Here is a 21330-nt window from a genome sequence, read left to right on the forward strand (position 1 = left end):
ATGGCCGCGTTCACTTCGAGCGCATGGGCCGTGACCGCAAGCGCTGCACGGTCAAGCAGTAAAAACACCAGACGGGCGGGCCGGCAAGGCCTGCCCGATTTTTATTACAAACGGTGCCCGGCACCGCGCGAGGTATACTATGGCAACCAGCAATTTTATTGATACCGCTACGATCTGGCTGCATGCCGGCAAGGGCGGCGATGGCGCGGTGACCTTCCACCGCGAAAAGTACGTGGCAGCGGGCGGTCCCGACGGTGGCGACGGCGGCCGCGGCGGCGACATTATCTTTGTGGCCGACGACAACCTGTCCACCTTGATGGATTTCCGCTATAAGCGCAAATATACGGCACAGGACGGCGAAAATGGTCGCGCCAAACGGCAAAGCGGCGCCGACGCCGACGATTTGGTGATTCGGGTCCCCCGCGGCACCGTGCTTAAGGAAGCCGAAAGCGGGCTGGTCATTGCCGACCTATCCGGTTCCGAACCGGTGGTGGTGGCCAGAGGCGGCCGCGGCGGGTGGGGTAACTCTCACTTTGCCACGCCCACCCGGCAGATTCCCAAGTTTGCCAAGCCCGGTTTGCCCGGCGAGGACCTCCACGTGAAGCTGGAACTCAAGGTCATTGCCGATGTGGGATTGATCGGATTCCCCAATGTGGGCAAATCCACCCTCATCAGCATCATTTCGGCGGCCCGGCCTAAAATCGCCAACTATCATTTCACCACCCTGACGCCGGTGTTGGGCGTTGTGCGGGTTGGCCCGGAGCAGAGCTTTGTCTGCGCCGACATCCCCGGCCTCATCGAAGGTGCTGCCGAGGGTGTGGGTTTGGGCCATGACTTCCTGCGCCATGTGGAGCGCTGCCGTCTGCTGCTGCATGTGGTGGACGTTTCGGGCTGCGAAGGCCGTGACCCCAAGGCGGACTTTGAGCAGATCAACCACGAATTGGCGGGCTTTAGCGCCGAACTGGCACAACGTCCCCAGATCGTACTGGGCAACAAGTGCGACATTGCCACCCCGGAGCAAATCGCAGACTTCCAGCAGTATGTGGAGGCCAAAGGCCTTACCTTCCTGCCCATCTCTGCCGCTACTCGGCAGGGGGTGGACAACCTTCCGGCGTTGGTCTACAATCGCTTGAAGGATCTGCCTCCCATCAAAGTCTATGAGCCGGAATACAAGCGGCCTGATAAGAGCTTGGAACCCACCCGGCCTTTCACGGTCACCCAGACCGGCGAACACGAATTTACCGTGGACGCGCCGTGGTTGGAACGGATTTTGGCCGGTACCAATGTGGAAGACTACGAAAATTTGCAGTATTTCCAGACCCAGTTGGGGGATTCCGGCATTCTGGATAAGCTGGTGGCGATGGGCGTTGAAGAAGAAGACACCATCAAGATTGGCGAATACGAGTTTGATTATCTGTATTGAGTATGCTGTTTGAAACGAAATCCGAAGTGGATATCCACGAAATGTCTCCCTTGGCGCTGGCCTTTGTGGGGGATGCTGTGCTGGAACTGCTGGTGCGCTCTAAATTGGTGGGCACTACTCGGCTGCAGCCCAACCGGCTGCACACCGTGGCCACCCACTATGTCAGCGCCCATGCCCAGAGCCGGGAATTGGAGATTTTGGAACCCCTGCTGACCGAAGCCGAAGCCAGTGTGCTGCGGCGGGGCAAAAACGCCAGCAAGGCCAGCGTGGCCAAGCATGCCACTGTGCAGGAATACCGGGCTTCCACCGGGTTTGAATGCCTGTTGGGATGGCTCTATCTGCAAGGCCGCAACGACCGGATACAAGAATTGTTCGATGCGCTGTGGGCGGGGTACCAGCCCACCTGAAAAAAGCCCCGGCCCCCTTTGGGGGCCGGAGCCTTTTCTATGCCGCAGCGGACCTGCGGCAGAAGATCACTTGCAGTTTTTGCTCTCGGTAGCGCTGGTGGTGCGGTTGGTGCTGCGCTGCTGGGTGCCGTTGGTGGTCTTCTTCTGGGTGGTGTTGGTCGTATTGGTGCTGCGGTTGGTCGTGTTGTTCGTCTGATTCTTTGCCATGAGAGAGTGCTCCTTTCGCAAGTAAAAAACGATCTGCGGTTTTGTCCGCACTGGTAGTTTGCCCGCTCATGGCGTATTTATGCAAGGAGGAAACGGGATGGATTTTCCCGCTGGGTTTGCCGCACGGGAACGTGCCTTATTGGGACCTCGTTTTGCGGAGCTGTATAGCTATGCCACACCGGAACCGGCCCGAGGCGTGACCGTCAATACGCTGCGCTGCACGCCGGCGTGGTTTGCAGTGCAGGCCGATTTTTCGGTAACGCCTTCGCCCTTTTGTGCGACGGCTTTTACCACCGCGCCGGATTGGCGGCCCGGTCGCCATCCATGGCACCATGCAGGTGTGCTGTATGCGCAGGAACCCAGCGCTGCAGCCCCTGCTGCGTTGTTGGATGTGCGCCCCGGTATGTGGGTGGCGGATCTCTGTGCCGCCCCGGGGGGCAAAACCAGTCAGTTGGCGGCGGCCCTGCAAGGGCAGGGCGTGCTGGTAGCCAACGAATTTGTGGCGGCTCGTGCTGAAATTTTGCGCCAAAATCTGGAGCGCATGGGGGTGACCAACGCGTTGGTCACGAACGAGGACACAGGACGGTTGGCCGCGGCGTGGCCCGGTCGGTTTGATCGGGTGTTGGTGGATGCCCCTTGTTCGGGGGAGGGGATGTTCCGCAAGGAGCCTGCTGCAACTGCCCAACATGACGAAACGTTGGTAGCCCATTGTGCGGCACTGGGAGCGGAAATCTTGGAAAATGCCGCTACCCTGTTGGCGCCGGGCGGCGTGTTGGTCTATTCTACTTGTACCTTCGCCCCGCAGGAAGACGAAGCCCAAATTGCGGCGTTCCTGCAGCATCATCCCGAATTTACCCTCTGCGATCTTTCGGACTGCGGTTTCGGCCGTCCTGGCGAAGAAAACCGTGGACCGGAAGGCTTTGCTGCCGAGCGGTGTCGCCGCATCTGGCCGGCCGACGGCGGCGAGGGTCACTTTATGGCCAAGCTGCAAAAAGCGGGGGGAGCCCAGCCGCCGCAGGCGTGGCGAGGCAAGCCGCCGCGCCCCGCCAAAGTACCCGCCGAGTGGACGGCGTTTGCTGAGATGTATTTCCCGCAGTTGGCACAGCGTACAGTGACTGCGGCAGGGGAATGGGTGGTTTTGCCGCCGGCGGGCAGTGAAGCGCTGCCGCTGGGAAAACTGCGTCTGGTACGGGGTGGTGTGCTGGCTGGCAGCGTTATCAAAAAGCGGTTCCAGCCGGCCCATGCATTGTTTATGGCGTACGGTACCCAATGCACGAACCGCGAAGAACTGACCCGGGGGGATCCGCGCACAGCGGCATGGCTGCGTGGGGAGGAGATCCCCGCACAGACCGCCCAAAATGGATGGTGTGCCGTTTGTGTGGATGGCTTCCCGCTGGGCGGGGGCAAAGTCAGCGGCGGGCGCATCAAAAATCATTATCCCAAGGGGCTGCGTAATCTGGGCTGACAGCAAAAACAACCAAACAGAAAAATACCGCGACCGGTTTTGTAAGAATTTTCCGGTCGCGGTTGTTTTCCCTTATAGGACGGGGCTGGGCGGACCTTCGCATAATTTTCACTCTTTTGTCCGGAATGGCCCCCTTGACCGAAAGTGCCCAGCATGGTATTCTTATAAATGTATGACTGTAACCATTATCGGACGTAGCATGTCAAACAGGAGCTTACCAAATGATCGATTTTGAACATGTATCCAAAACCTATGAGACGCATAACGATGAAAACGTGGCGTTGGAAGATATCAATATCCATATTGAAGAAGGCGAATTTGTCTTTATTCTGGGGCATTCCGGTGCAGGAAAATCCACCTTTCTTAAGCTGATCCAGATGGAAGAAAAGCCCACGGAAGGCCGTGTGCTGATCAACGGGCAGGATCTTACCAAGCTGAAGCGTCGCAAAGTGCCCTATCTGCGTCGGCAGATGGGTGTTGTGTTTCAGGACTTCCGCCTGATTCCCACCATGACGGTGTATGAGAATGTGGCTTTCGCCATGCGGGTGACCAACATTTCCACCAAAAAGATCAAGGCCCGTGTCCCGTTTGCCCTCTCCCTTGTGGGGTTGGAGGACAAGATGGACCGTTTGCCGGACGAGCTTTCCGGCGGTGAGCAGCAGCGTGTAGCGGTGGCGCGGGCGTTGGCCCACGGTCCCAAGATCATCATTGCGGACGAGCCTACCGGTAACATTGACCCGGAAATGTCTATGGACATCATGCAGCTCTTTGAAGCCATCAATAAGGTCAACATTACCGTCGTCGTGGTTACCCACGAGCACGAACTGGTACATAAGTTGGCAAGCAAATACAACAATCGCGTGATCACACTGGCCGATGGTATGGTGGCTTCGGACACCGCCCATCCGGAAGTGGCCCGTCGATACGCCGCCAAGGTGGCAGCCCGTCGTCGGGATGAGTACGACGACGAATAATGGATCTAAACCAAAGAGGGGAACATCATGCGTTTTTCCAGTTTTACCTATCTGGTCGGGCAAGGTTTGCACAATTTGCGGGCCAACCGACTGATGACTTTTGCTTCCATGGGCGTTTTGACGGTCTGCATGCTGCTGATCGGTGCAGCCTATCTGCTGGGCGTCAACATCGATGCCATGGTGGAATATATCGGTGATCAAAACGAAACCGTGGTTTATATGAATCTGGATGCTTCGGAGGAACAGATTGCCGCGGCAGATTCCGCCATTCGCAGTACCGAACATGTGGTAGGGGTGACGTACGTTTCCCCGCAAGAGGTCCTTTCCATTTATAATGAAGCGCTGGCTGACTACATCAACTTGGAGGAGGCCTTCTCGGAGGACAACCCGTTTTATCCCAACTATCGTGTGGTAGTGGACAGCCCCGACAACATCCCCACCGTCAAGCAGCAGTTGGAGCAGATCGACGGGGTCTATCAGGTCAATGCGCCGTTGGAACTGTCCAACATTTTTGTGTCTTTGCAAAAGGCGATTACCTATGCCTGCTATGCGGTAGTGGCGGTGCTGGCCATTGTCAGCATTGTGGTGATCAACAATACCATCAAGATTACGGTGTTCAACCGCCGTAAGGAAATTGGCATTATGAAACTGGTGGGTGCCACCAACGGCTTTATCCGTTTCCCCTTCTTTGTGGAAGGTGTGGCCTCCGGCCTCATCGCAGCTGCCATTGCCTCCGGCGTGGTATGCGGTGCTTATTATGGACTTTGCCGCTGGTACGTGGAAAATCCGACCAGCTTGACCCAGATGTTTGGCGGCCAGTTGGTGCCTTTGACCGAGGTATGGTATTATATTGTGGTCGGTTTTGCCCTGCTGGGCTTTGTTTTGTGCGGTATCGGCACAGCGACCAGTATCCGTAAGCATCTGAATGTGTGAGGGAGTAAAAGCAGTACCATGAAGATGAAACGATCTCCTGCCATAAAACGAGCCGTTTCGCTGGCGTTGTCGGTAGCGATGGTGGTCACGCTGGCCGTTTCCACCAACACCGTTACACTGGCGGACGATAAGCAGTCCGAATTGCAGGCACAGAAAGAGGCCGCCCAGCAAGAGTTGGAAGCTATTCAGGATAAGATCAAAGAGAATCAGGCCAACAAAGCCAACGCCGAAGACCTGAAAGAACAGTTTGAACAGCAGACCGAGATCATTACCACCCAGATCGGTTTGTTGCAGCAATCCATTGCGCAGGTGGAAGCAGACATCAACGCCAAACAGTTGGAGATTGATGAAAAGCAAGCGGAAGTGGATGTCAAGCAGGCCGAGTACGATGAGCGGTGGGAAGGCTTCAAAGATCGGTTGGGCGCTATGCAGATGCTCAACGATGGCGGTTCCATTGCGTTGCTTTCCAGTGCCACGAACCTATATCAACTGCTGACCTTTGCGAATACCTTGGAGCAGATTTCCAGCAAAGACGAGGAAATCTGCCAGACTATTGAGGCGGAGCGGCAGGAACTGGAAGCCCAGAAAACCGAGTTGGAAAACGCCAAGGCAGAGCTGGAAGCCCAGCAGGCCGAACTGCAAAATCAGAACAGTCAGTTGGACAGCAAGAAGTCTGAGCTGCAGACGAGCATTCAGCAGCAGGACCAGACGATTTCGGAAGCAGATGCAGCGGCAGAGGTGCTGGCTGCGGAAGAGGAAGAAGCCCGCAAAAATCTGGACAAGGCAGCTGCAGAACTGGATGCCTACCTGAATTCGCAGGTGGACAAGTACAGCAGCGCCGCCTTGACCTGTTCGCTGAACTTTGGCCCGGCATTGGCCAGTTATAAGTACATTTCCTGCGTATTCGGAACCGGTGGGCACCGCGGCACCGACTTCGCAGCTCCCGCCAACACGCCCATCTATGCGGTGGCAGACGGCATCGTGACCGACGCTACCTACCATTACAGCTGGGGTAACTATGTGCAGATCTACCACGGCAAAGACGATCAAGGCAGCACCTATTCCACGCTGTATGCCCATATGATCAGTACGCCGGTGGTCAGCGCCGGCCAGAGTGTCACCAAAGGTCAGGTTATCGGCTATGTGGGATCGACGGGCTATTCTACCGGCAACCACCTGCATCTTGAAATGAAGATCAACGGCACGCTGGTCAACGCTGCCAACTGGATTCCGCATTGATGCGGGAAAGGGGATACCTATGAAACCGCAAAAGCATAAAACGGCTGTACGCATTTTCTGTCTGGTTTTTGCAGCGTTGATGATCGTTAGCCTGTTCAGCACCATTATCTTTTCGTTGTCTTTCGCCGCATGATGCGGTCACCAATCAGTAAGGAGCCGTCTGTTCCATGAGCAAAAAAATCAGTCTGGGCGTAGCCGCTACCATCGCGCTGATCGCAATGGCAGTCACTTTTTCACTTACGATGGTCGTTTCGATGAACATGTTCAACTCCACCGTTTCCAGTGTCAAAAATAAGGAACGGCAGTACAACAAACTCTCGGAAATTGACCGCTTTGTCCGCGCCAACGAATACTTTACCATCAACGAAGATACCCTGAACGATACGCTGGCAGCCGGCTATATGCTGGGCATCAACGATAAATACGCCCGGTACTATAATGCCAAGGCGTATAGCGAGATGCAGGCAGTGGAGTCCGGTAAGCTGACGGGGATCGGTGTATCGGTAGTCAACGACCCCTCCTCCGGGTATGCTCGTATCATCCGGGTGTATGACGGTTCGCCGGCCAGCGAAAACGGTCTGGAAGCCAGAGGGTTTATCACGGCCATCAACGATGTGTCCACCAAAACCATGACGGACACAGCCACCATTACCTCGGCGCTGCTGGGTGAGGAAGGCACTACCACCACCATCACCTATCTGACGCCGGATCGTCAGGAGCAGACGTTGGATCTGGTCCACACCAACTACAATACCCCCACGGTATTCTACCAACTGACGGCGGATACCTGTGGCTATATTCGGATCGATTCTTTTGGCACCGGCACGGCCACCGAGTTCAAAAATGCGGTGGACAGTTTGCAGGAGCAAGGGGCAACCTGCTTTGTCTTTGACCTGCGTGACAACACCGGCGACAATCTCAATGCGGCATTGGTGTCGGCAGACTACTGCGTCCCCTCTGGTCTGATTGCCCAGCAGGAGGACAAGGATGGCAACGTCACCGACCTGCGCATGTCCGATGAAAATGAGATCACCCTGCCGATGGTTTGTCTGGTAAATGGCAGCACGTCGGGTGGTGCAGAACTGTTTGCCAACGCGCTGAAAAAGATGGCAGGCGCCACACTGGTGGGCACCACCACCGCTGGCAAGGGCGTGGTGATGAGCGACGCCCAGAGCTTCTCGGACGGTTCTGCCGCCTACATTACGGTAGGGCTGCTGCTGGACAACGAAGGCCAGAGCTGGAACGACAAAGGTCTGACGCCGGACGTGGATGCCAGCCTGTCGACGGATGAACAGAGCGCTTACTACGACTATACCGTGGATACCGACCCGCAGATCAGCAAGGCCGTCAATGCCGCGATGGCGCTGACGGGGCAGGGCTGATCAGAAAGGAAGCAGACTGTGCCCAATCTGACTGACCTTTCTACCATCCGCGACCTGTGTGCGCGGTATGATTTTGCATTGTCCAAAGGCTTTGGACAGAATTTCATCATCAATCCCGGAATCTGCCCCCGTATTGCGGAAGCTGCGGGGATCGGTCCGGGATGGGGTGTGCTGGAGATTGGCCCCGGTATTGGGGTACTTACCGAGCAGCTCTGCCAACGAGCCGATCGGGTGGTGTCCATCGAAGTGGACAAACGCCTGCCGCCGCTGTTGGCCGAAACAATGGCTGGCTATGATAACTTCAAGCTGGTGCTCAACGATGTGCTCAAGGTGGACCCGAAAGCCCTCTTGGCGCAAGAATTTGGCGACAAGCCGGTGGCGGTCTGTGCCAACTTGCCCTACTACATCACCAGCCCGATTCTCATGCGTCTGTTGGAGGAAAAACTCCCCATTCGCAACATTACCGTCATGGTGCAAAAGGAAGCCGCACAGCGCCTCTGTGCGGCGCCCGGCACGCGGGAGGCGGGGGCAATCAGCTATGCTGTGGCCTATTACGCCCAGCCCAAGCTGCTCTTCACGGTTCAGCCGGGCAGTTTTTATCCGGCCCCTAACGTCACCAGTGCGGTGATTCGGCTGGATGTGCGGCAGCAGCCGCCGGTGGAACTGCCGGTCGAACAGGAACCCGCCTACTTTGCTCTGATTCGTGCAGCCTTTTCCCAGCGGCGCAAAACGGCAACCAATGCAATCGCCAATGGACTGCATCGTCCCAAGGCAGAAGTCCTTGCGGCGCTGCAAGCCGCAGGGCTGGACCAGCGTGCTCGACCCGAGCAACTGACGCTGCAGGATTACGGCGCTCTGTTGGAAGCGCTTTCTGGCATTGACAAGACCTCGCCAATGTGCTAAACTAATTTAGTCCCGCTAGTATAGCACAATTGGCAGTGCAGCTGATTTGTAATCAGCAGGTTGCAGGTTCGATTCCTGTTACTAGCTCCAAAGAAAAGCCCCCGGTGTGGATTCACACCGGGGGCTTTTTATGGTCTTTTCAAGCTTACAGCAGTTCTACGCCGGCTTCATGGCAGGCGTTCACCGTTTCGTCGTCCCACAGGCTAACCTGTACTTCGCCTACGTGGACTTTTCCTAAAAGCAGCATGCACAAGCGGCTCTGTCCAATACCGCCTCCCATCGTCAAAGGCAGGGTGCCGTCCAGCAGCATTTTGTGGAAGGGCAGCTCAGCGCGCTGGGGGCAGCCGGCTTCGGCCAACTGACGGCGCATGGCATCAGCGTCTACGCGAATGCCCATGCTAGACAACTCCAAGGCGCAGCCCAGCGGTTTGTGCCAGAACAGAATGTCGCAGTTCAGTGTCCAGTCGTCATAGTCGGGGGCACGGCCATCGTGGGGCTTGCCGCTTCTCAGCTTGCCGCCAATCTGCTGGATGCAGGTGGTGCCATGCTCTTTGGCAAAGGCGTTTTCCCGCTCTTTGGGCGTTAAATCGGGGTACAAATCCTCCAACTCCTGTGTGGTGATGAAGGTGACTTCCCGGGTCAGATGGACCTTTTTCAGGGCAGGGAACTTCCAACGCAGCTCATCGGAGGTGGCACACACCGCATCCACGATGTCCCGCACGGTGTCCTGCAAAAAGGCGGTGGTGCGCTGGCGGGCGGTGATCACCCGCTCCCAGTCCCACTGGTCGACGTAGATGCTGTGCAGGTTGTCCAGCTCTTCATCCCGGCGAACCGCGTTCATGTCGGTTACCAAGCCCTGACCGGGGCGGAAACCGTACTTGTACAAGGCGTAACGCTTCCATTTGGCAAGGCTGTGTACGATTTCGGCTTGCCCATCCAGACAAGGAACGTCAAAAGCCACCGGGCGCTCCACACCATTCAGGTCGTCGTTTAGACCGCTGCCGTGGAGCACAAAGAGGGGAGCGGTTACCCGCTTGAGATGCAATGCAAGGCAGAGTTTTTCCTGAAAAATCGTCTTAATCAGGCCGATGGCTTTCTGGGTATCGTACAGCCCCAGAAGGCTTTTATAGTTTTCGGGAATACGAACAGAACTCATGGAAAATACACACTCCTTCTACAAGTATGGGGGATAGGGGGCTATGCTTTAGCAAACTGGCTCTCGTATAGCTGGGCATAGAAGCCGCCTTTGGCCAGCAGGCTGTCGTGGGTGCCCCGTTCGATGATGTTGCCGGCTTTCATAACGAGAATCTGGTCGGCGTTTTTGATGGTGGACAGGCGATGGGCCACAATAAAACTGGTGCGGCCTTTCATCAATTCCTCAAAAGCATCTTGGACCAGCACTTCGGTACGGGTATCGATGCTGGAGGTTGCCTCATCCAATATCAGGATGGGCGGGCGCCGCAGCATGACCCGGGCGATGCAGAGTAACTGCCGTTGTCCCTGACTGATGTTGCCGCCATCCTCGGCTACCACCGTGTCGTAACCGTTGGGCAGGCGGCAGATAAAGCTGTGGGCCCGCGCCCGCTTAGCAGCATCGATGATTTCTTCCCGGGTGGCGTCCGGTTTGCCGTAGGCAATATTCTCGGCGATGGTGCCGGATTTAAGCCAAGTCTCCTGCAATACCATACCCAGATTGGCCCGCAGGCTGTCCCGGGTAACGGTATCGATGGAATGACCATCCACTTTCAGGCATCCACCGTTGATCTCATAGAAACGCATCAGCAGATTGACAAGGGTGGTCTTGCCGCAGCCGGTAGGCCCTACCAGTGCAATGCGCTGCCCGGGCCAGACCCGCAGGTTCATATCCTCAATCAGCGGTACATCGGGAACATAGCGGAACTTTACATGCTCAAATTCCACGCTTCCGGCGCCCATCGGCAGTTCCACTGCGCCGGGCGCATCGGGCACGATGGGGGTCTCATCAATCAGATCAAAGACCCGCTGTGCACAAGCCAAGGCATTCTGCAATTCGGTCATAACGTCCGAGATGTCGTTGAAAGGCTTGGTGTACTGGTTGGCGTAGTTGAGAAAAACCGAAAGTTCACCAACCGTCAGACTGCCCGCAATGGCGGCAAAGGCACCCAACACGCCCACGGCTGCATACACCAGCGCATTGACAAAGCGAGTGCAGGGGTTGGTCAGTGAAGAAAAGAAGACTGCCCGTACACCGCATTTTTGAAGATCCAGATTGACCCGGTCAAAGCGTGCCTCGGCGCGGCTTTCATACCCGAAAGCACGCACCACATGTTCGTTGCCCACCAGCTCTTCCACAAGGCTGGTCAGTTCAGCGCGGGTCTCGCTCTGCACCTTGAACATCGAATAGGTGTGGGTTGCAATAAAGCGGGCTACAAAGATGGAGAAGGGCGTCAATGCCACTACCACCAAGGCAATGCGCCAATCGATATACAGCATAACACCCAGTGTGCCCAGAATGGTCAACACACCGGTGAATAGTTGGGTGACCCCCATCAACAAGCCGTCGCTGAACTGCTCTACGTCGGTGGTGATGCGGCTGATGGCATCACCGGGACGATGGGCGTCCATATATTTTAGCGGAAGAATTTCCAACTGCTGAAAGGCTTGGATCCGAATATCCCGTACCACCTGAAAGGTGATGCGGTTGTTGACGACATTCATCAGCCACTGGGCCACCGCCGTGCAGAGAATGGTAGCGGCCATGGCTACCGCCAATTTGCCCAGCCCGGCAAAGTCTACCTGTCCGGGACCAAGGATAAGGTCTACTGCCTTGCCGGAAATGACCGGAGCCAGCAGGGTGGTGAATACCGTAAGAACGGCCAAAGTTAAGGTCAGAACCACAGAACCGGTATAGGGGCGGATGAGAGCCAGAACCCGTCGAATGGTAGAGCGGTTGAGTTTTGTCTTGCTCATAGGGTTTTGGCCACCTCCTCCTTGCTCAGCTGGCTGAGACAAATTTCGCGGTAGACATCGCAGTTGTGCAGCAGGTCGGCGTGGGGGGCATCGCCTACCAAGGCACCGTCATCCAACACCAGAATGTGGTCGGCGCGCTGTACGCTGGCTGCCCGCTGAGAAACGATGAATACAGTCATACCTTGCGTCTTTTCCTTCAAGGCTTTGCGCAGGGCAGCGTCAGTAGCAAAGTCCAGCGCCGAGGCACTGTCGTCCAGAATCAAAATTTTGGGTTTCGGGACCAAAGCACGGGCGATGGTCAAACGCTGCCGTTGTCCGCCGGAAAAGTTTCGTCCGGCGGTTTCCACCAGCTCGTCCAGCTGACCGGGTTTGCTGCGCACAAAATCGGCAGCCTGTGCAATCTCCAAGGCAGTCCAAATTTCTTTATCGGTAGCTTGCGGTGCGGCCCACCGCATATTGTCACGAATGGTACCGGTGAACAGCATGGCCTGCTGGGGCACGATTTCAATGAGTCGTCGCAGTTGGGCAAACCCATACTGCCGAATGTCCTGCCCGAATAAGTGAACCGAGCCGGTTTCGGCATCGTAGAAGCGGGCCACCAGATCGATCAAGGTGGTTTTGCCGCTGCCTGTACCGCCAATTACGCCGATGGTCTCGCCGGGTTGCGCGGCAAAGGAAATGTCCGTCAGGCTGGGGGCGCCAGCCCCCCGATAGGTGAAGGTCACGTGGTCAAAGGCCACTGCGGGACTGTGAGGCTGCGCAGGCAGCTCGGCGGTGCCGGGGTCAGGCATAGAGGTTTTGGTGTTGAGAATCTCGTTGACGCGCAGCCCGCTGGCCAAGGCGCGGGTTACCGAAATGACAAGATCCGCCAGCCGCAGAAGACTCAGCAGGATCTGGCTCATATAATTGATAAGGGCGATAACCTCACCTTGGGTCAACGAGCCGGTGTTGACCTCCCGTCCGCCCAACAGCAGCAGGGCAACCACCGTCAGATTGACCACCAGATAGGTCAGCGGATTCATCATGGCTGAAATTCGTCCGGCTTTGAGCTGGATCGATTTCAGATGATCGTTGGTTTCCACAAAGGTGGCCAGCTCATCTGCCTGCCGGGCAAAGGCGCGGACCACACGGGCACCCACATAATTCTCTCGGGTAAGCAGGGTGACCCGGTCCAGTCCGTTTTGTGCCTGATGGTAGATAGGCACTGTCGCCCGCATGATAAGCCAGATGATCAGCGAGATGATCACGGTGGCGGTCACGAACAAAAGGGTCAGGTGCGGGCTGATGGAAAATGCCATGATAAGCGCACCAATGACGATAAAGGGAGAACGCAGCAGCAGACGGAGCGTTAGGTTGACGCCGTTTTGCACCTGATTGATGTCGCTGGTCATGCGGGTTACCAGCGTAGGGGTTCCGATGCCGTCCAACTCGCTGTAACTCAGGGTATCGATATGACGGAACAGGTCTTTGCGCAAGGCGGTTCCGAAGCCCAACGCCGCTTTGGCAGAAAAGTACTGAGCCGTCAAGCTGCAGGTCAGTCCGATGACCGCCAACAATACCAGTAGGCCGCACCGCTGCCAGATAAAGACGGTATCGGCGTTCTTGATGCCGGTATCGATAATGCTGGCCACCACCAACGGTACGAACAACTCGAAACAGGCTTCCAGCATTTTAAACAGCGGCGCCAACAGGGCTTGCTTTTCGTAGCCCCGGATGTAGCGCAACAGTTTATGCATTGATAAAACCACCCCATTTGTTCAGCTTTTGACATTATAACTTTTAGTATAGCACAGTCTAAACCATTTGTCATGGCAGGATTTGCCTCGATTCGAGGATTATTTGCGCGGCAGACGCCTATACTTGCTATAAGATCATATGGGGAGGCACAAGGATGCTGTTTCATTCTTATAAAGGATTTTCGGGGGCGGCCGCCCGCACCTTATATACGGCGGTAGTACTGGCCGGGCAGCAGGGCTGTTCGGCAGCAGATACCGGTCATCTGTTGTTGGCTATGCTGCAAACGGCGCAGGGACCGGCAGCAGACTTTTTGCGCCGCAAACGGGTAACGGAGTCGGCGTTGCGCAGCTGTGTGCAGGCACGAAGCTGTACGGGGCAGCCCCATTGTCTGCGCAAAAACGATCTGGCACCCGAGACGCGCAAAACCATGGAATTTGCGGTGTTGGGGGCCCATGCGGCCAGTGTGGCCAAGGCGGAAAACGAGCATCTGCTTTGCGCGATGCTGGAGGATTCCGCCTGTACGGCCAGCGTGTGGCTGGCCTCTTTGGGCATCGAGGTGCCGCAGGCTGCCCGGGAATGCCGACAGCTTTCCGGGCAGATGGTGCTGCCGACCCAGCCGCGGATGGCTACCTCCCGGGGGAGCAAACCCAGCGAAAAATATGGCCGGGACTTGACCCGCTTGGCGCAGGAAGGCAGACTGGATCCGGTACTTTGTCGGGACGCCGAACTGGAGAGGATGATCGAAATTTTATGCCGCCGTCAGAAGAATAACCCCTGTCTGTTGGGGGAGCCGGGGGTGGGGAAAAGCGCACTGGCCGAGGCACTGGCTCAGCGGATTGCCTCGGGGCAGATCACGCCATCACTGCGCAACAAGCGGGTGCTGGCGCTGGATATGGCATCGATGGTGGCGGGCACCAAATACCGGGGGGATTTTGAAGAACGCTTCAAAAATCTGTTGGAGGAACTCTACCGTGACAGTTCAACGATTCTTTTCATTGATGAGATCCACGTGATTGCGGGAGCCGGTGCTGCCGAAGGGGCCATCGACGCGGCCAGCATCTTAAAGCCTATGCTGGCACGGGGAGAAATCCAACTGATCGGTGCCACGACGGTGGAGGAGTACCGCAAGACGATTCAGAAAGATTCGGCGTTGGAACGGCGTTTCGGCAAGGTGATGGTGGAGGAACCCAGCCCAGAGAATGCCGAACAGATTTTGTGTGGCCTGATGCCGCGGTACGAGCGGTATCATGGGGTGGCCATCCCACAGGAGGCGATTCACGCAGCGGTAGAACTCAGTGTGCGGTATCTGCCGGGGCGGTATCTGCCTGACAAGGCCATTGATCTGTTGGATGAAGCAGCGGCTTCGGTGCGGATCGCCGCCGCCGAGGAGGGGGAAAAACGGCGGGCCTTGCAGCCGTCGGACATTGCCAAGGTGGTCAGCAAAGCCAGCGGCGTACCGGTAGAACGGGTGGGGGAAGCCGAGCGGGAACGGCTAACGCATTTGGAAAGCCGGTTGGCCTCGGAAGTGATTGGTCAGCCGCAGGCTGTGGCAGCGGTGGCGGCAGCCATCCGGCGCAGCCGTACCGGTTTGCGGGAAAGTGGACGCCCCATTGGTGCGATGCTGTTTCTGGGCCCTACCGGTGTGGGCAAAACCCAGTTAGCCCGAACGTTGGCCAAATGCTGGTTTGGCAGCGAGAAAGCGCTGCTTCGTTTCGATATGTCGGAATATATGGAAAGGCATACCGTGGCCCGTCTTTTGGGGGCGCCGCCGGGCTATGTGGGGCATGATGAGGGCGGTCAACTGACCGAAGCGGTACGTCGCCGGCCTTACAGTGTGGTGCTGTTTGACGAGATCGAAAAGGCTCACGGCGATATTCAGAATTTGCTTCTGCAAATTCTCGAGGATGGCAGCCTGACAGATTCCCAAGGACGGAAAGCGGACTTCTCCAACACGATTATCTTACTCACTTCCAATTTGGGGGCACGGTGTCTCAGCGGGCAGACCGCCCCTATGGGCTTCGGCGCAGCCGATGGTGAGGCGGCTCGGCGGGGCAAACAGGCATTGCAGGAAGCAAAGTCCTTTTTCCGGCCGGAATTGATGGGGCGTCTGGATGAAACGGTGTTGTTTGACCCCTTGGGGCCCCAGCAGTTGGCGGCCATCGCAGACCGACTGCTTTGCGAGTTGGAAGAACGGGCGGCACGGCAGGGATATACCCTGCATCATACGGCAGCGGCAGCTCGCTGTCTGGCAGGGGAAAAAGTGCCGCCCTATGGGGCCCGGGAACTGCGGCGTACCGTAAGCCGGGCGGTGGAGCAGGCGTTGGCGGACCGCATAGCCGCGGGCACCGCCCAGACAGGTGCAGTCTATACGGCGGATGCGGCATCGGATGGAAGTATTGTCCTGCGGGAACAAGACTTGGCCGCTTGTGTATGACCAGATAACCCAAAGGAGCCTTCCGGCTTATACCGGAAGGCTCCTTTTAAAATGATTTTATTGTTTTAAGACTGGTTTTGGGGCATTTGCCAACCGTGATGGTCGGTGTGCAGCCAAGTTTCTGCCAGTTCGCTGCCCGGTTCGCCCAGTGCTTCACGATACAGAAGCTGAATCTCAGGGTTTTCATGACTAAAGCGCAGCATGCTGCACTGGTCCAGTGCGTAGAGCCGCTTTCCGCGTTCGGCGGCACGCTCCTCATCATCGCGGTTTTGCGGTTGTCCGCCGCCGCCTGCACAGCCACCGGGGCAAGCCATCACTTCCACAAAGTCGTAATGAACTTTTCCGGCCGCAATGGCATCCAATAGGCGACGGGTATTGCCCAGCCCACTGACCACGGCGGTGTGCACCACAGCGCCGCCGCCTAAATCGAATTGCGCCTCGGTCCACCCTTTCGCGTAGGCACTGCCGCGCACTGCGGTGAAGGCTTCCGGCTTGGGGTTCTTGCCGTTGACCAGATAGTAAGCGGTGCGCAAGGCGGCTTCCATCACACCACCGGTTGCACCAAAGATCACACCGGCGCCGGTGTAGGTGCCCAACGGGGAATCAAACGCTTCCTCGGGCAGGGTCTCGGGGTGAAGGTGTTCGGCACGGATCATCCGCACCAGCTCACGGGTGGTCAGGACCAGATCCACGTCACGCCCGGCCTCGGTGTACATGGTGGGCAGATCACACTCCTGTTTTTTGGCAATACAGGGCATGATGGACACGCAGTACAGCTTGTCGGGGGAAACCCCCAGCTTTTGTGCAAAGTAATTCTTGGTCACAGCGCCAAACATCTGCTGAGGACTTTTGGCGGTGGATAGTCGGTCGGTCCATTGGGGGTAATGACTCTTTAGATAGCGCACCCAACCGGGGCAGCAACTGGTGAACATCGGCAGTTCCCGGGTATCGCCAGCCTGATAGCGGTGCAGAAACTCGGTGCCCTCTTCCATAATGGTCAGATCCGCACTGAAGGAGGTGTCAAACACATAGTCAAAGCCCAGTCTGCGCAAGGCAGCAGCCATGCGGTGGACGGTTGCTTGTTCGGGGGCAAGACCCAGCGTTTCTCCCCAAGCGGTACGTACTGCCGGTGCAATCTGAACCACCGTGATCTTGTTGGGATCCGCGATGGCATCAAAGGCACGTTGGGTGTCGTTGCGTTCCCGCAGGGCACCCGTGGGGCAGTGGGTGATGCACTGGCCGCACAAGGCACAGTCGCTTTCTTTGATGCGGCGATTGCCGCTTACATCTACGCGGGTACGGCTGCCGGTGCCGGACAGATCCCACACGTGTACCCCTTGCACTTTATCGCATACCTGAATGCAGCGCATACACTTGATGCATTTGTTGGTGTCCCGGTAAAGGGGAAAATCCCGAGGCCACATGGCGCGGGCACCGGTCACCAGATCGGCGGGGTTTTCCAAAATGCCCAAATCGTTGGCTACACTTTGCAGATGGCAGTTGCCGCTGCGCAGACAGGTGGCACAGTGGCAGTCATGCTGGCTCAGGATCAACTCCACGTTGATGCGCCGGGTGCGGCGCACCCGATCCGTATTGGTGCGGATGGCCATGCCCTCAAAAACGGGATTGTTGCAGCTGGGCACCAGATTGCGTTCGCCCTCGATCTCCACGCAGCAGACGCGGCAGGCGCCGATCTCGTTTAGATCTTTGAGATAGCACAGGTGGGGAATGTCCACCCCGGCGGCTTTGGCGGCATTCAGGATGGTGGTGCCTTCCGGTACCTGCACCGCCACGCCGTTGACAGTAACGTTTACCATTGGGTGGTCCTCCCTCCTTTAAAGATACCGTAGCCGAAGTGGTCGCAGCGCAGGCAGCGGCCGGCCTCCTGCATGGCTTCCTCCTCGGTCATGCCGCAGCTTGCCAGTGCAAAGTCGCAGCGGGCTTCCAGTGCATTGCGGCTCTTCAGTTGAATGCGGCCGCAGGGCGGTGTGTTGGACAGCTTGGCTGGAGGAATCTTGACGTCCGTACCGATGGTATGGGAATATCCCAAGAAACTATCGATGTTGGCGGCGCTGACCTTTCCGGCTGCCACTGCCCGAATTACGGTGGCGGGGCCGGTCACTGCGTCGCCGCCGGCAAAGACGTTGGGAGTGCCGGGCACATAGCCGGACAAATCGGCTTTCAGAGCGCCGCGGCTGGTACCGATGCCATCCTTCTCAAATTCATCGGATTCGATGCGCTGGCCGATGGCGATGATCAGATAATCGCAGGGAATGCGGAACTTCTTCTGTTGTGCGTCCCGCGGGGCCGGTCGGCCATCGCGGCCATACCCGCCGATGATCTGAGGCCGGGTCCACAATGCACTGACTTCGCCGTTCTCGTTGGCCTCAATATGATCGGGCGCCTGCAGGGGCAAAATCTGGCAGCCCTCTGCCATGGCATCCTCAATCTCCTCCGGCAGGGCGGTCATGTCATCCACCCGGCGGCGGTAGACACAGGTCACACTCTCGGCGCCCAGTCGGATGGACGTTCGGGTGGCGTCCATGCTCACATTGCCGCCGCCGATGACCACAATGCGCTTGCCGGTGAAATCCGGGGCGTGGCCCTCACCACAGTTGCGCAAAAACTCTACGGCAGACAGGACATTCTTGCTATTTTCGCCCTCCAATCCCAGCTTTTTATCAGCGTGGGCACCAATAGCGATGTACAGAGCGTCGTACTCCTTTTGCAGGTCGGCCAACTGTAAATCCTTGCCTACGCAGACGCCGGTGCGTACCTCGATGCCGGTGGCTACAATATAGTCCAGATCCCGCTGAAGTACTTCCGGGGGCAGCCGGTAGTCGGGAATGCCGTAGCGCAGCATGCCGCCCAGCTTGTCACGCTGTTCAAATACGGTGATGTTGTGGCCCATCAGCCGCAGATAGTAGGCCGCCGTCAAGCCGCTGGGGCCTCCGCCAATAATGGCAACGCGTTTGCCGGTTTCCTCGGCCGGGGCAGGGGGCGTCTGTGCACCCGCATGGTCGGCGGCAAAGCGTTTCAGACCACAGATGTTCACGGCATCATCTACCAGACGGCGGCGGCACTGCCGCTCACAGGGATGTTCGCACACATAGGCGCAAGAATGGGGGAAGGGATTGTCTTTGCGGATCAGGTCCATAGCGGCGTCGTATTGCCCCTCCCGAATCAAAGCGATGTAACCCGGAATATCCACGTGGGCAGGGCAGACCGTCACACAGGGAACGGGCTGCTTCAGTGAGCAGATGCAGCGTCCGTAGTGGGCGTGTTCTTCGTAGTCCTCGCGGAATCCCCGCACTCCCTGCAAGACCATGGCAGCAGCTTCATAACCAATGGCACAGTCGGCGGAATCCACAATGGCAGCGGCGGTCTGTTCGATCAGATCGATGGTACCTTCCGGTGCGGTCTGGTCCAGTACACTTTCCAGCAAGGTTTCCAACTGGGAAAGGCCGATTCGGCAGGGAACACACTTGCCGCAGGTCTGCGCATGGCAAAGGCGCAAAAAATTCAGCGCCATATCCACCGGGCAAAGTCCCGGCGGGTTGGCGGCGATGCGGTGCCCCATATCGCGGCAGAGGTCCTGCACGACCTGCTGCGCGCGATCGGGCGTTTCGATCGAGAGTCGTATCATAGATGGCGTATCCTCCGTTTATATGGGTTCGTTTATTCTCTATTATACGGGCACGACAATGACAAATCAATAACAAATTATGAAATTGTGGAACATTACTGTACAAAATGACAAAATTGACCAATAAAAAATCGGATGCCGATAAACTCGGCATCCGAGAAAAACTCGTGCATTTTTACGGATTTACGCGGAATTCCTGCTCGCAATAGATGCAGCGGTACCGTCCGCTGGGGGTCAGGGTGAAGATATGATCGCAGCCTTCCTCAATGGAGGTGACGCAGCGAGGGTTGGTGCATTTGATCACGTTCACCAAGCGCTGGGGCTGCTTGGGACGAATCTTGTTGACGATGTGGCCATTTTCAATCACGGTAATGGTGATTTTGGGGTCCAGATAGCCCAGAATATCGAAGTTCAGCTTGCTGACATCGCCTTCGATCTTGATGATGTCTTTCTTGCCGCTTTTCTGGCTGCGGACGTTTTGCAGCAGGGCTACGCTGGCGTCATGCAGCTTTTCCAGTTCCATCATATGGTACAGGCCCAACCCGGTACCGGCGGTAATGTGGTCGATGACCACACCGTTCAGAATTTCATCAACCGTTAACATCAAAAGCTACCTCCCCGGTTTTGGGGTCTGCAAGACCCAGCAGCGTCATAATCAAAGCCATGCGCATGTATACGCCGTTTTGTGCCTGTTCAAAGTAGGCGGCGCGCGGGTCGTCGTCCACATCCAGCGTGATCTCATTCACGCGGGGCAGCGGATGCAGCACCGCCATGTCGGCGGGGGCCAGCGCCAGCTTGTCCTTGGTCAGCACGTAGCTGTTTTTCAGACGGATGTAATCCTCCTCGTTGAAGAAACGCTCCTGCTGTACCCGGGTCATATAAAGGATGTCCAATCCGGGAAGAGCTTCTTCCAGATTGCGGGTCTCCACATAGTCGATGCCGTTGGGGGTCAGGATCTCGCTGATGATGTAATCCGGTACCCGCAGTTCCTCCGGTGAGATCAGCACAAACCGCATGCCCGGCAGGCGGGACAGGCTCTTAATGAGGCTGTGGACGGTACGGCCGAATTTCAAGTCGCCGCAGAAGCCGATGGTCAGGTTGTCCAGCCGGCCCTTGCGGCGGCGGATGGTCATCATGTCCAGCAAAGTCTGGGTGGGGTGGCTGTGGCCGCCGTCACCGGCATTGATGACCGGGATGCGGCTGTAACGGGCCGCGCGCAGCGGCGCGCCTTCCTTGGGGTGGCGCATGGCGGCGATGTCGGCATAGCAGCTGACAATGCGGATGGTATCCGCCACAGTCTCGCCCTTAGAAGCACTGGAAACGCCCGCATCGGGGAAGCCCAGTACCTGTCCGCCGAGGTTCAGCATGGCTGCCTCAAAGGACAAGCGGGTGCGGGTGCTCGGTTCGTAGAAGAGCGTCGCCAGACGCTTGCGGGTGGCCACGTCCTTGTAAGCGGCCGGATCGTCGTGGATACGGTCGGCCAGATCCAACAGGCGAAGGGTTTCCTCCAGCGTAAAGTCCGCCGGATCGATCAGATGTCTCATACACATTCCCCTTTAAACTCTATGGTTTTATCTCATAGGGCACGGCGGGCGGAACCCCGTCCCCATACCCGATGAAAACATGAAAGG

At 57.2% G+C, this 21330-nt stretch carries 17 protein-coding genes and 1 tRNA gene; 10 read left to right on the forward strand and 8 right to left on the reverse strand.

Translation table 11 applies throughout. The annotated features are described in order from the left end of the window. Window positions 1–139: 139 nt before the first annotated feature. Together obgE and Q0526_RS09985 are read left to right on the forward strand one after the other, a co-directional pair. Window positions 140–1423: a GTPase ObgE gene (obgE, locus tag Q0526_RS09980; RefSeq protein WP_298733087.1), complete on the forward strand. Its 1284-nt coding sequence runs from the start codon at window positions 140–142 to the stop codon at window positions 1421–1423. 2 nt (window positions 1424–1425) lie between these two features. Next, on the forward strand, window positions 1426–1830 hold the full coding sequence (locus Q0526_RS09985) for a ribonuclease III domain-containing protein (RefSeq protein ID WP_298733089.1): 405 nt from the start codon (window positions 1426–1428) through the stop codon (window positions 1828–1830). Window positions 1831–1896: 66 nt separating this feature from the next. Here the strand turns inward: Q0526_RS09985 and Q0526_RS09990 are convergent, their stop codons facing one another. Next, window positions 1897–2037, reverse strand: a complete 141-nt coding sequence (locus tag Q0526_RS09990) for a hypothetical protein (protein ID WP_298733091.1) — start codon at window positions 2035–2037, stop codon at window positions 1897–1899. A gap of 97 nt (window positions 2038–2134) precedes the next feature. On the opposite strand from Q0526_RS09990, the gene Q0526_RS09995 reads away from it, so the two are divergent. The 7 genes from Q0526_RS09995 (at window position 2135) to Q0526_RS10025 (ending at window position 9023) form a co-directional block, all read left to right on the forward strand. Continuing rightward, window positions 2135–3502: an RsmB/NOP family class I SAM-dependent RNA methyltransferase gene (locus Q0526_RS09995; RefSeq protein WP_298733093.1), complete on the forward strand. Its 1368-nt coding sequence runs from the start codon at window positions 2135–2137 to the stop codon at window positions 3500–3502. A 221-nt stretch (window positions 3503–3723) separates the two neighbouring features. Beyond that, on the forward strand, window positions 3724–4476 hold the full coding sequence (gene ftsE, locus Q0526_RS10000) for a cell division ATP-binding protein FtsE (protein ID WP_298733095.1): 753 nt from the start codon (window positions 3724–3726) through the stop codon (window positions 4474–4476). A 27-nt stretch (window positions 4477–4503) separates the two neighbouring features. Then, on the forward strand, window positions 4504–5409 hold the full coding sequence (gene ftsX, locus Q0526_RS10005; RefSeq protein ID WP_298733097.1) for a permease-like cell division protein FtsX: 906 nt from the start codon (window positions 4504–4506) through the stop codon (window positions 5407–5409). 18 nt (window positions 5410–5427) lie between these two features. Beyond that, window positions 5428–6648, forward strand: a complete 1221-nt coding sequence (locus Q0526_RS10010) for a M23 family metallopeptidase (protein ID WP_298733099.1) — start codon at window positions 5428–5430, stop codon at window positions 6646–6648. 167 nt (window positions 6649–6815) lie between these two features. Continuing rightward, the gene (locus Q0526_RS10015; protein ID WP_298733101.1) at window positions 6816–8030 is read left to right on the forward strand and encodes a S41 family peptidase; all 1215 of its coding nucleotides are present in this window, start codon (window positions 6816–6818) and stop codon (window positions 8028–8030) included. 18 nt (window positions 8031–8048) lie between these two features. Continuing rightward, the gene (rsmA, locus tag Q0526_RS10020; protein WP_298733103.1) at window positions 8049–8933 is read left to right on the forward strand and encodes a 16S rRNA (adenine(1518)-N(6)/adenine(1519)-N(6))-dimethyltransferase RsmA; all 885 of its coding nucleotides are present in this window, start codon (window positions 8049–8051) and stop codon (window positions 8931–8933) included. 14 nt (window positions 8934–8947) lie between these two features. Then, window positions 8948–9023, forward strand: a tRNA-Thr gene (locus Q0526_RS10025). A 55-nt stretch (window positions 9024–9078) separates the two neighbouring features. On the opposite strand, the gene asnA is transcribed toward Q0526_RS10025, so the two are convergent. The 3 genes from asnA to Q0526_RS10040 are packed head-to-tail and all read right to left on the reverse strand — an operon-like array spanning window position 9079 to window position 13618. Then, window positions 9079–10089, reverse strand: a complete 1011-nt coding sequence (gene asnA, locus Q0526_RS10030) for an aspartate--ammonia ligase (protein WP_298733105.1) — start codon at window positions 10087–10089, stop codon at window positions 9079–9081. A gap of 41 nt (window positions 10090–10130) precedes the next feature. Continuing rightward, window positions 10131–11882 (reverse strand): ABC transporter ATP-binding protein, encoded by a 1752-nt coding sequence (locus tag Q0526_RS10035; RefSeq protein ID WP_298733107.1) that lies wholly within the window; start codon window positions 11880–11882, stop codon window positions 10131–10133. Continuing rightward, on the reverse strand, window positions 11879–13618 hold the full coding sequence (locus Q0526_RS10040; protein ID WP_298733109.1) for an ABC transporter ATP-binding protein: 1740 nt from the start codon (window positions 13616–13618) through the stop codon (window positions 11879–11881). The genes Q0526_RS10035 and Q0526_RS10040 overlap by 4 nt, the downstream gene beginning before the upstream one ends. Before the next feature lie 155 nt (window positions 13619–13773). On the opposite strand from Q0526_RS10040, the gene Q0526_RS10045 reads away from it, so the two are divergent. Further along, entirely contained in the window at window positions 13774–16053 is a 2280-nt protein-coding gene (locus Q0526_RS10045; protein ID WP_298733111.1) for an ATP-dependent Clp protease ATP-binding subunit, read from the forward strand. Between the two features lie 65 nt (window positions 16054–16118). Here Q0526_RS10045 and Q0526_RS10050 read toward each other — a convergent pair whose 3' ends face one another. The 4 genes from Q0526_RS10050 to pyrB form a co-directional block, all read right to left on the reverse strand. Then, on the reverse strand, window positions 16119–17870 hold the full coding sequence (locus tag Q0526_RS10050; protein WP_298733113.1) for a [FeFe] hydrogenase, group A: 1752 nt from the start codon (window positions 17868–17870) through the stop codon (window positions 16119–16121). After that, a complete protein-coding gene (locus Q0526_RS10055) occupies window positions 17864–19699 on the reverse strand; it encodes an NAD(P)-binding protein (protein ID WP_298733115.1) in 1836 nt (611 codons plus the stop codon). Before Q0526_RS10055 ends, Q0526_RS10050 begins: the two co-directional genes overlap by 7 nt. 175 nt (window positions 19700–19874) lie before the next feature. Continuing rightward, entirely contained in the window at window positions 19875–20303 is a 429-nt protein-coding gene (locus Q0526_RS10060; RefSeq protein ID WP_298733117.1) for an aspartate carbamoyltransferase regulatory subunit, read from the reverse strand. Further along, a complete protein-coding gene (gene pyrB, locus Q0526_RS10065) occupies window positions 20290–21243 on the reverse strand; it encodes an aspartate carbamoyltransferase (RefSeq protein ID WP_298733119.1) in 954 nt (317 codons plus the stop codon). The genes Q0526_RS10060 and pyrB overlap by 14 nt, the downstream gene beginning before the upstream one ends. Between the last annotated feature and the right edge of the window lie 87 nt (window positions 21244–21330).

Source organism: uncultured Subdoligranulum sp. (assembly GCF_937890665.1).

What these genes read in the sequence shown, in the direction of transcription:
- obgE (WP_298733087.1), top strand. Translation starts at nt 140, where the DNA reads ATGGCAACCAGCAATTTTATTGATACCGCTACGATCTGGCTGCATGCC.
- Q0526_RS09985 (WP_298733089.1), top strand. Translation starts at nt 1,426, where the DNA reads ATGCTGTTTGAAACGAAATCCGAAGTGGATATCCACGAAATGTCTCCC.
- Q0526_RS09990 (WP_298733091.1), bottom strand. Translation starts at nt 2,037, where the DNA reads ATGGCAAAGAATCAGACGAACAACACGACCAACCGCAGCACCAATACG.
- Q0526_RS09995 (WP_298733093.1), top strand. Translation starts at nt 2,135, where the DNA reads ATGGATTTTCCCGCTGGGTTTGCCGCACGGGAACGTGCCTTATTGGGA.
- ftsE (WP_298733095.1), top strand. Translation starts at nt 3,724, where the DNA reads ATGATCGATTTTGAACATGTATCCAAAACCTATGAGACGCATAACGAT.
- ftsX (WP_298733097.1), top strand. Translation starts at nt 4,504, where the DNA reads ATGCGTTTTTCCAGTTTTACCTATCTGGTCGGGCAAGGTTTGCACAAT.
- Q0526_RS10010 (WP_298733099.1), top strand. Translation starts at nt 5,428, where the DNA reads ATGAAGATGAAACGATCTCCTGCCATAAAACGAGCCGTTTCGCTGGCG.
- Q0526_RS10015 (WP_298733101.1), top strand. Translation starts at nt 6,816, where the DNA reads ATGAGCAAAAAAATCAGTCTGGGCGTAGCCGCTACCATCGCGCTGATC.
- asnA (WP_298733105.1), bottom strand. Translation starts at nt 10,089, where the DNA reads ATGAGTTCTGTTCGTATTCCCGAAAACTATAAAAGCCTTCTGGGGCTG.
- Q0526_RS10035 (WP_298733107.1), bottom strand. Translation starts at nt 11,882, where the DNA reads ATGAGCAAGACAAAACTCAACCGCTCTACCATTCGACGGGTTCTGGCT.
- Q0526_RS10040 (WP_298733109.1), bottom strand. Translation starts at nt 13,618, where the DNA reads ATGCATAAACTGTTGCGCTACATCCGGGGCTACGAAAAGCAAGCCCTG.
- Q0526_RS10045 (WP_298733111.1), top strand. Translation starts at nt 13,774, where the DNA reads ATGCTGTTTCATTCTTATAAAGGATTTTCGGGGGCGGCCGCCCGCACC.
- Q0526_RS10050 (WP_298733113.1), bottom strand. Translation starts at nt 17,870, where the DNA reads ATGGTAAACGTTACTGTCAACGGCGTGGCGGTGCAGGTACCGGAAGGC.
- Q0526_RS10055 (WP_298733115.1), bottom strand. Translation starts at nt 19,699, where the DNA reads ATGATACGACTCTCGATCGAAACGCCCGATCGCGCGCAGCAGGTCGTG.
- Q0526_RS10060 (WP_298733117.1), bottom strand. Translation starts at nt 20,303, where the DNA reads ATGTTAACGGTTGATGAAATTCTGAACGGTGTGGTCATCGACCACATT.
- pyrB (WP_298733119.1), bottom strand. Translation starts at nt 21,243, where the DNA reads ATGAGACATCTGATCGATCCGGCGGACTTTACGCTGGAGGAAACCCTT.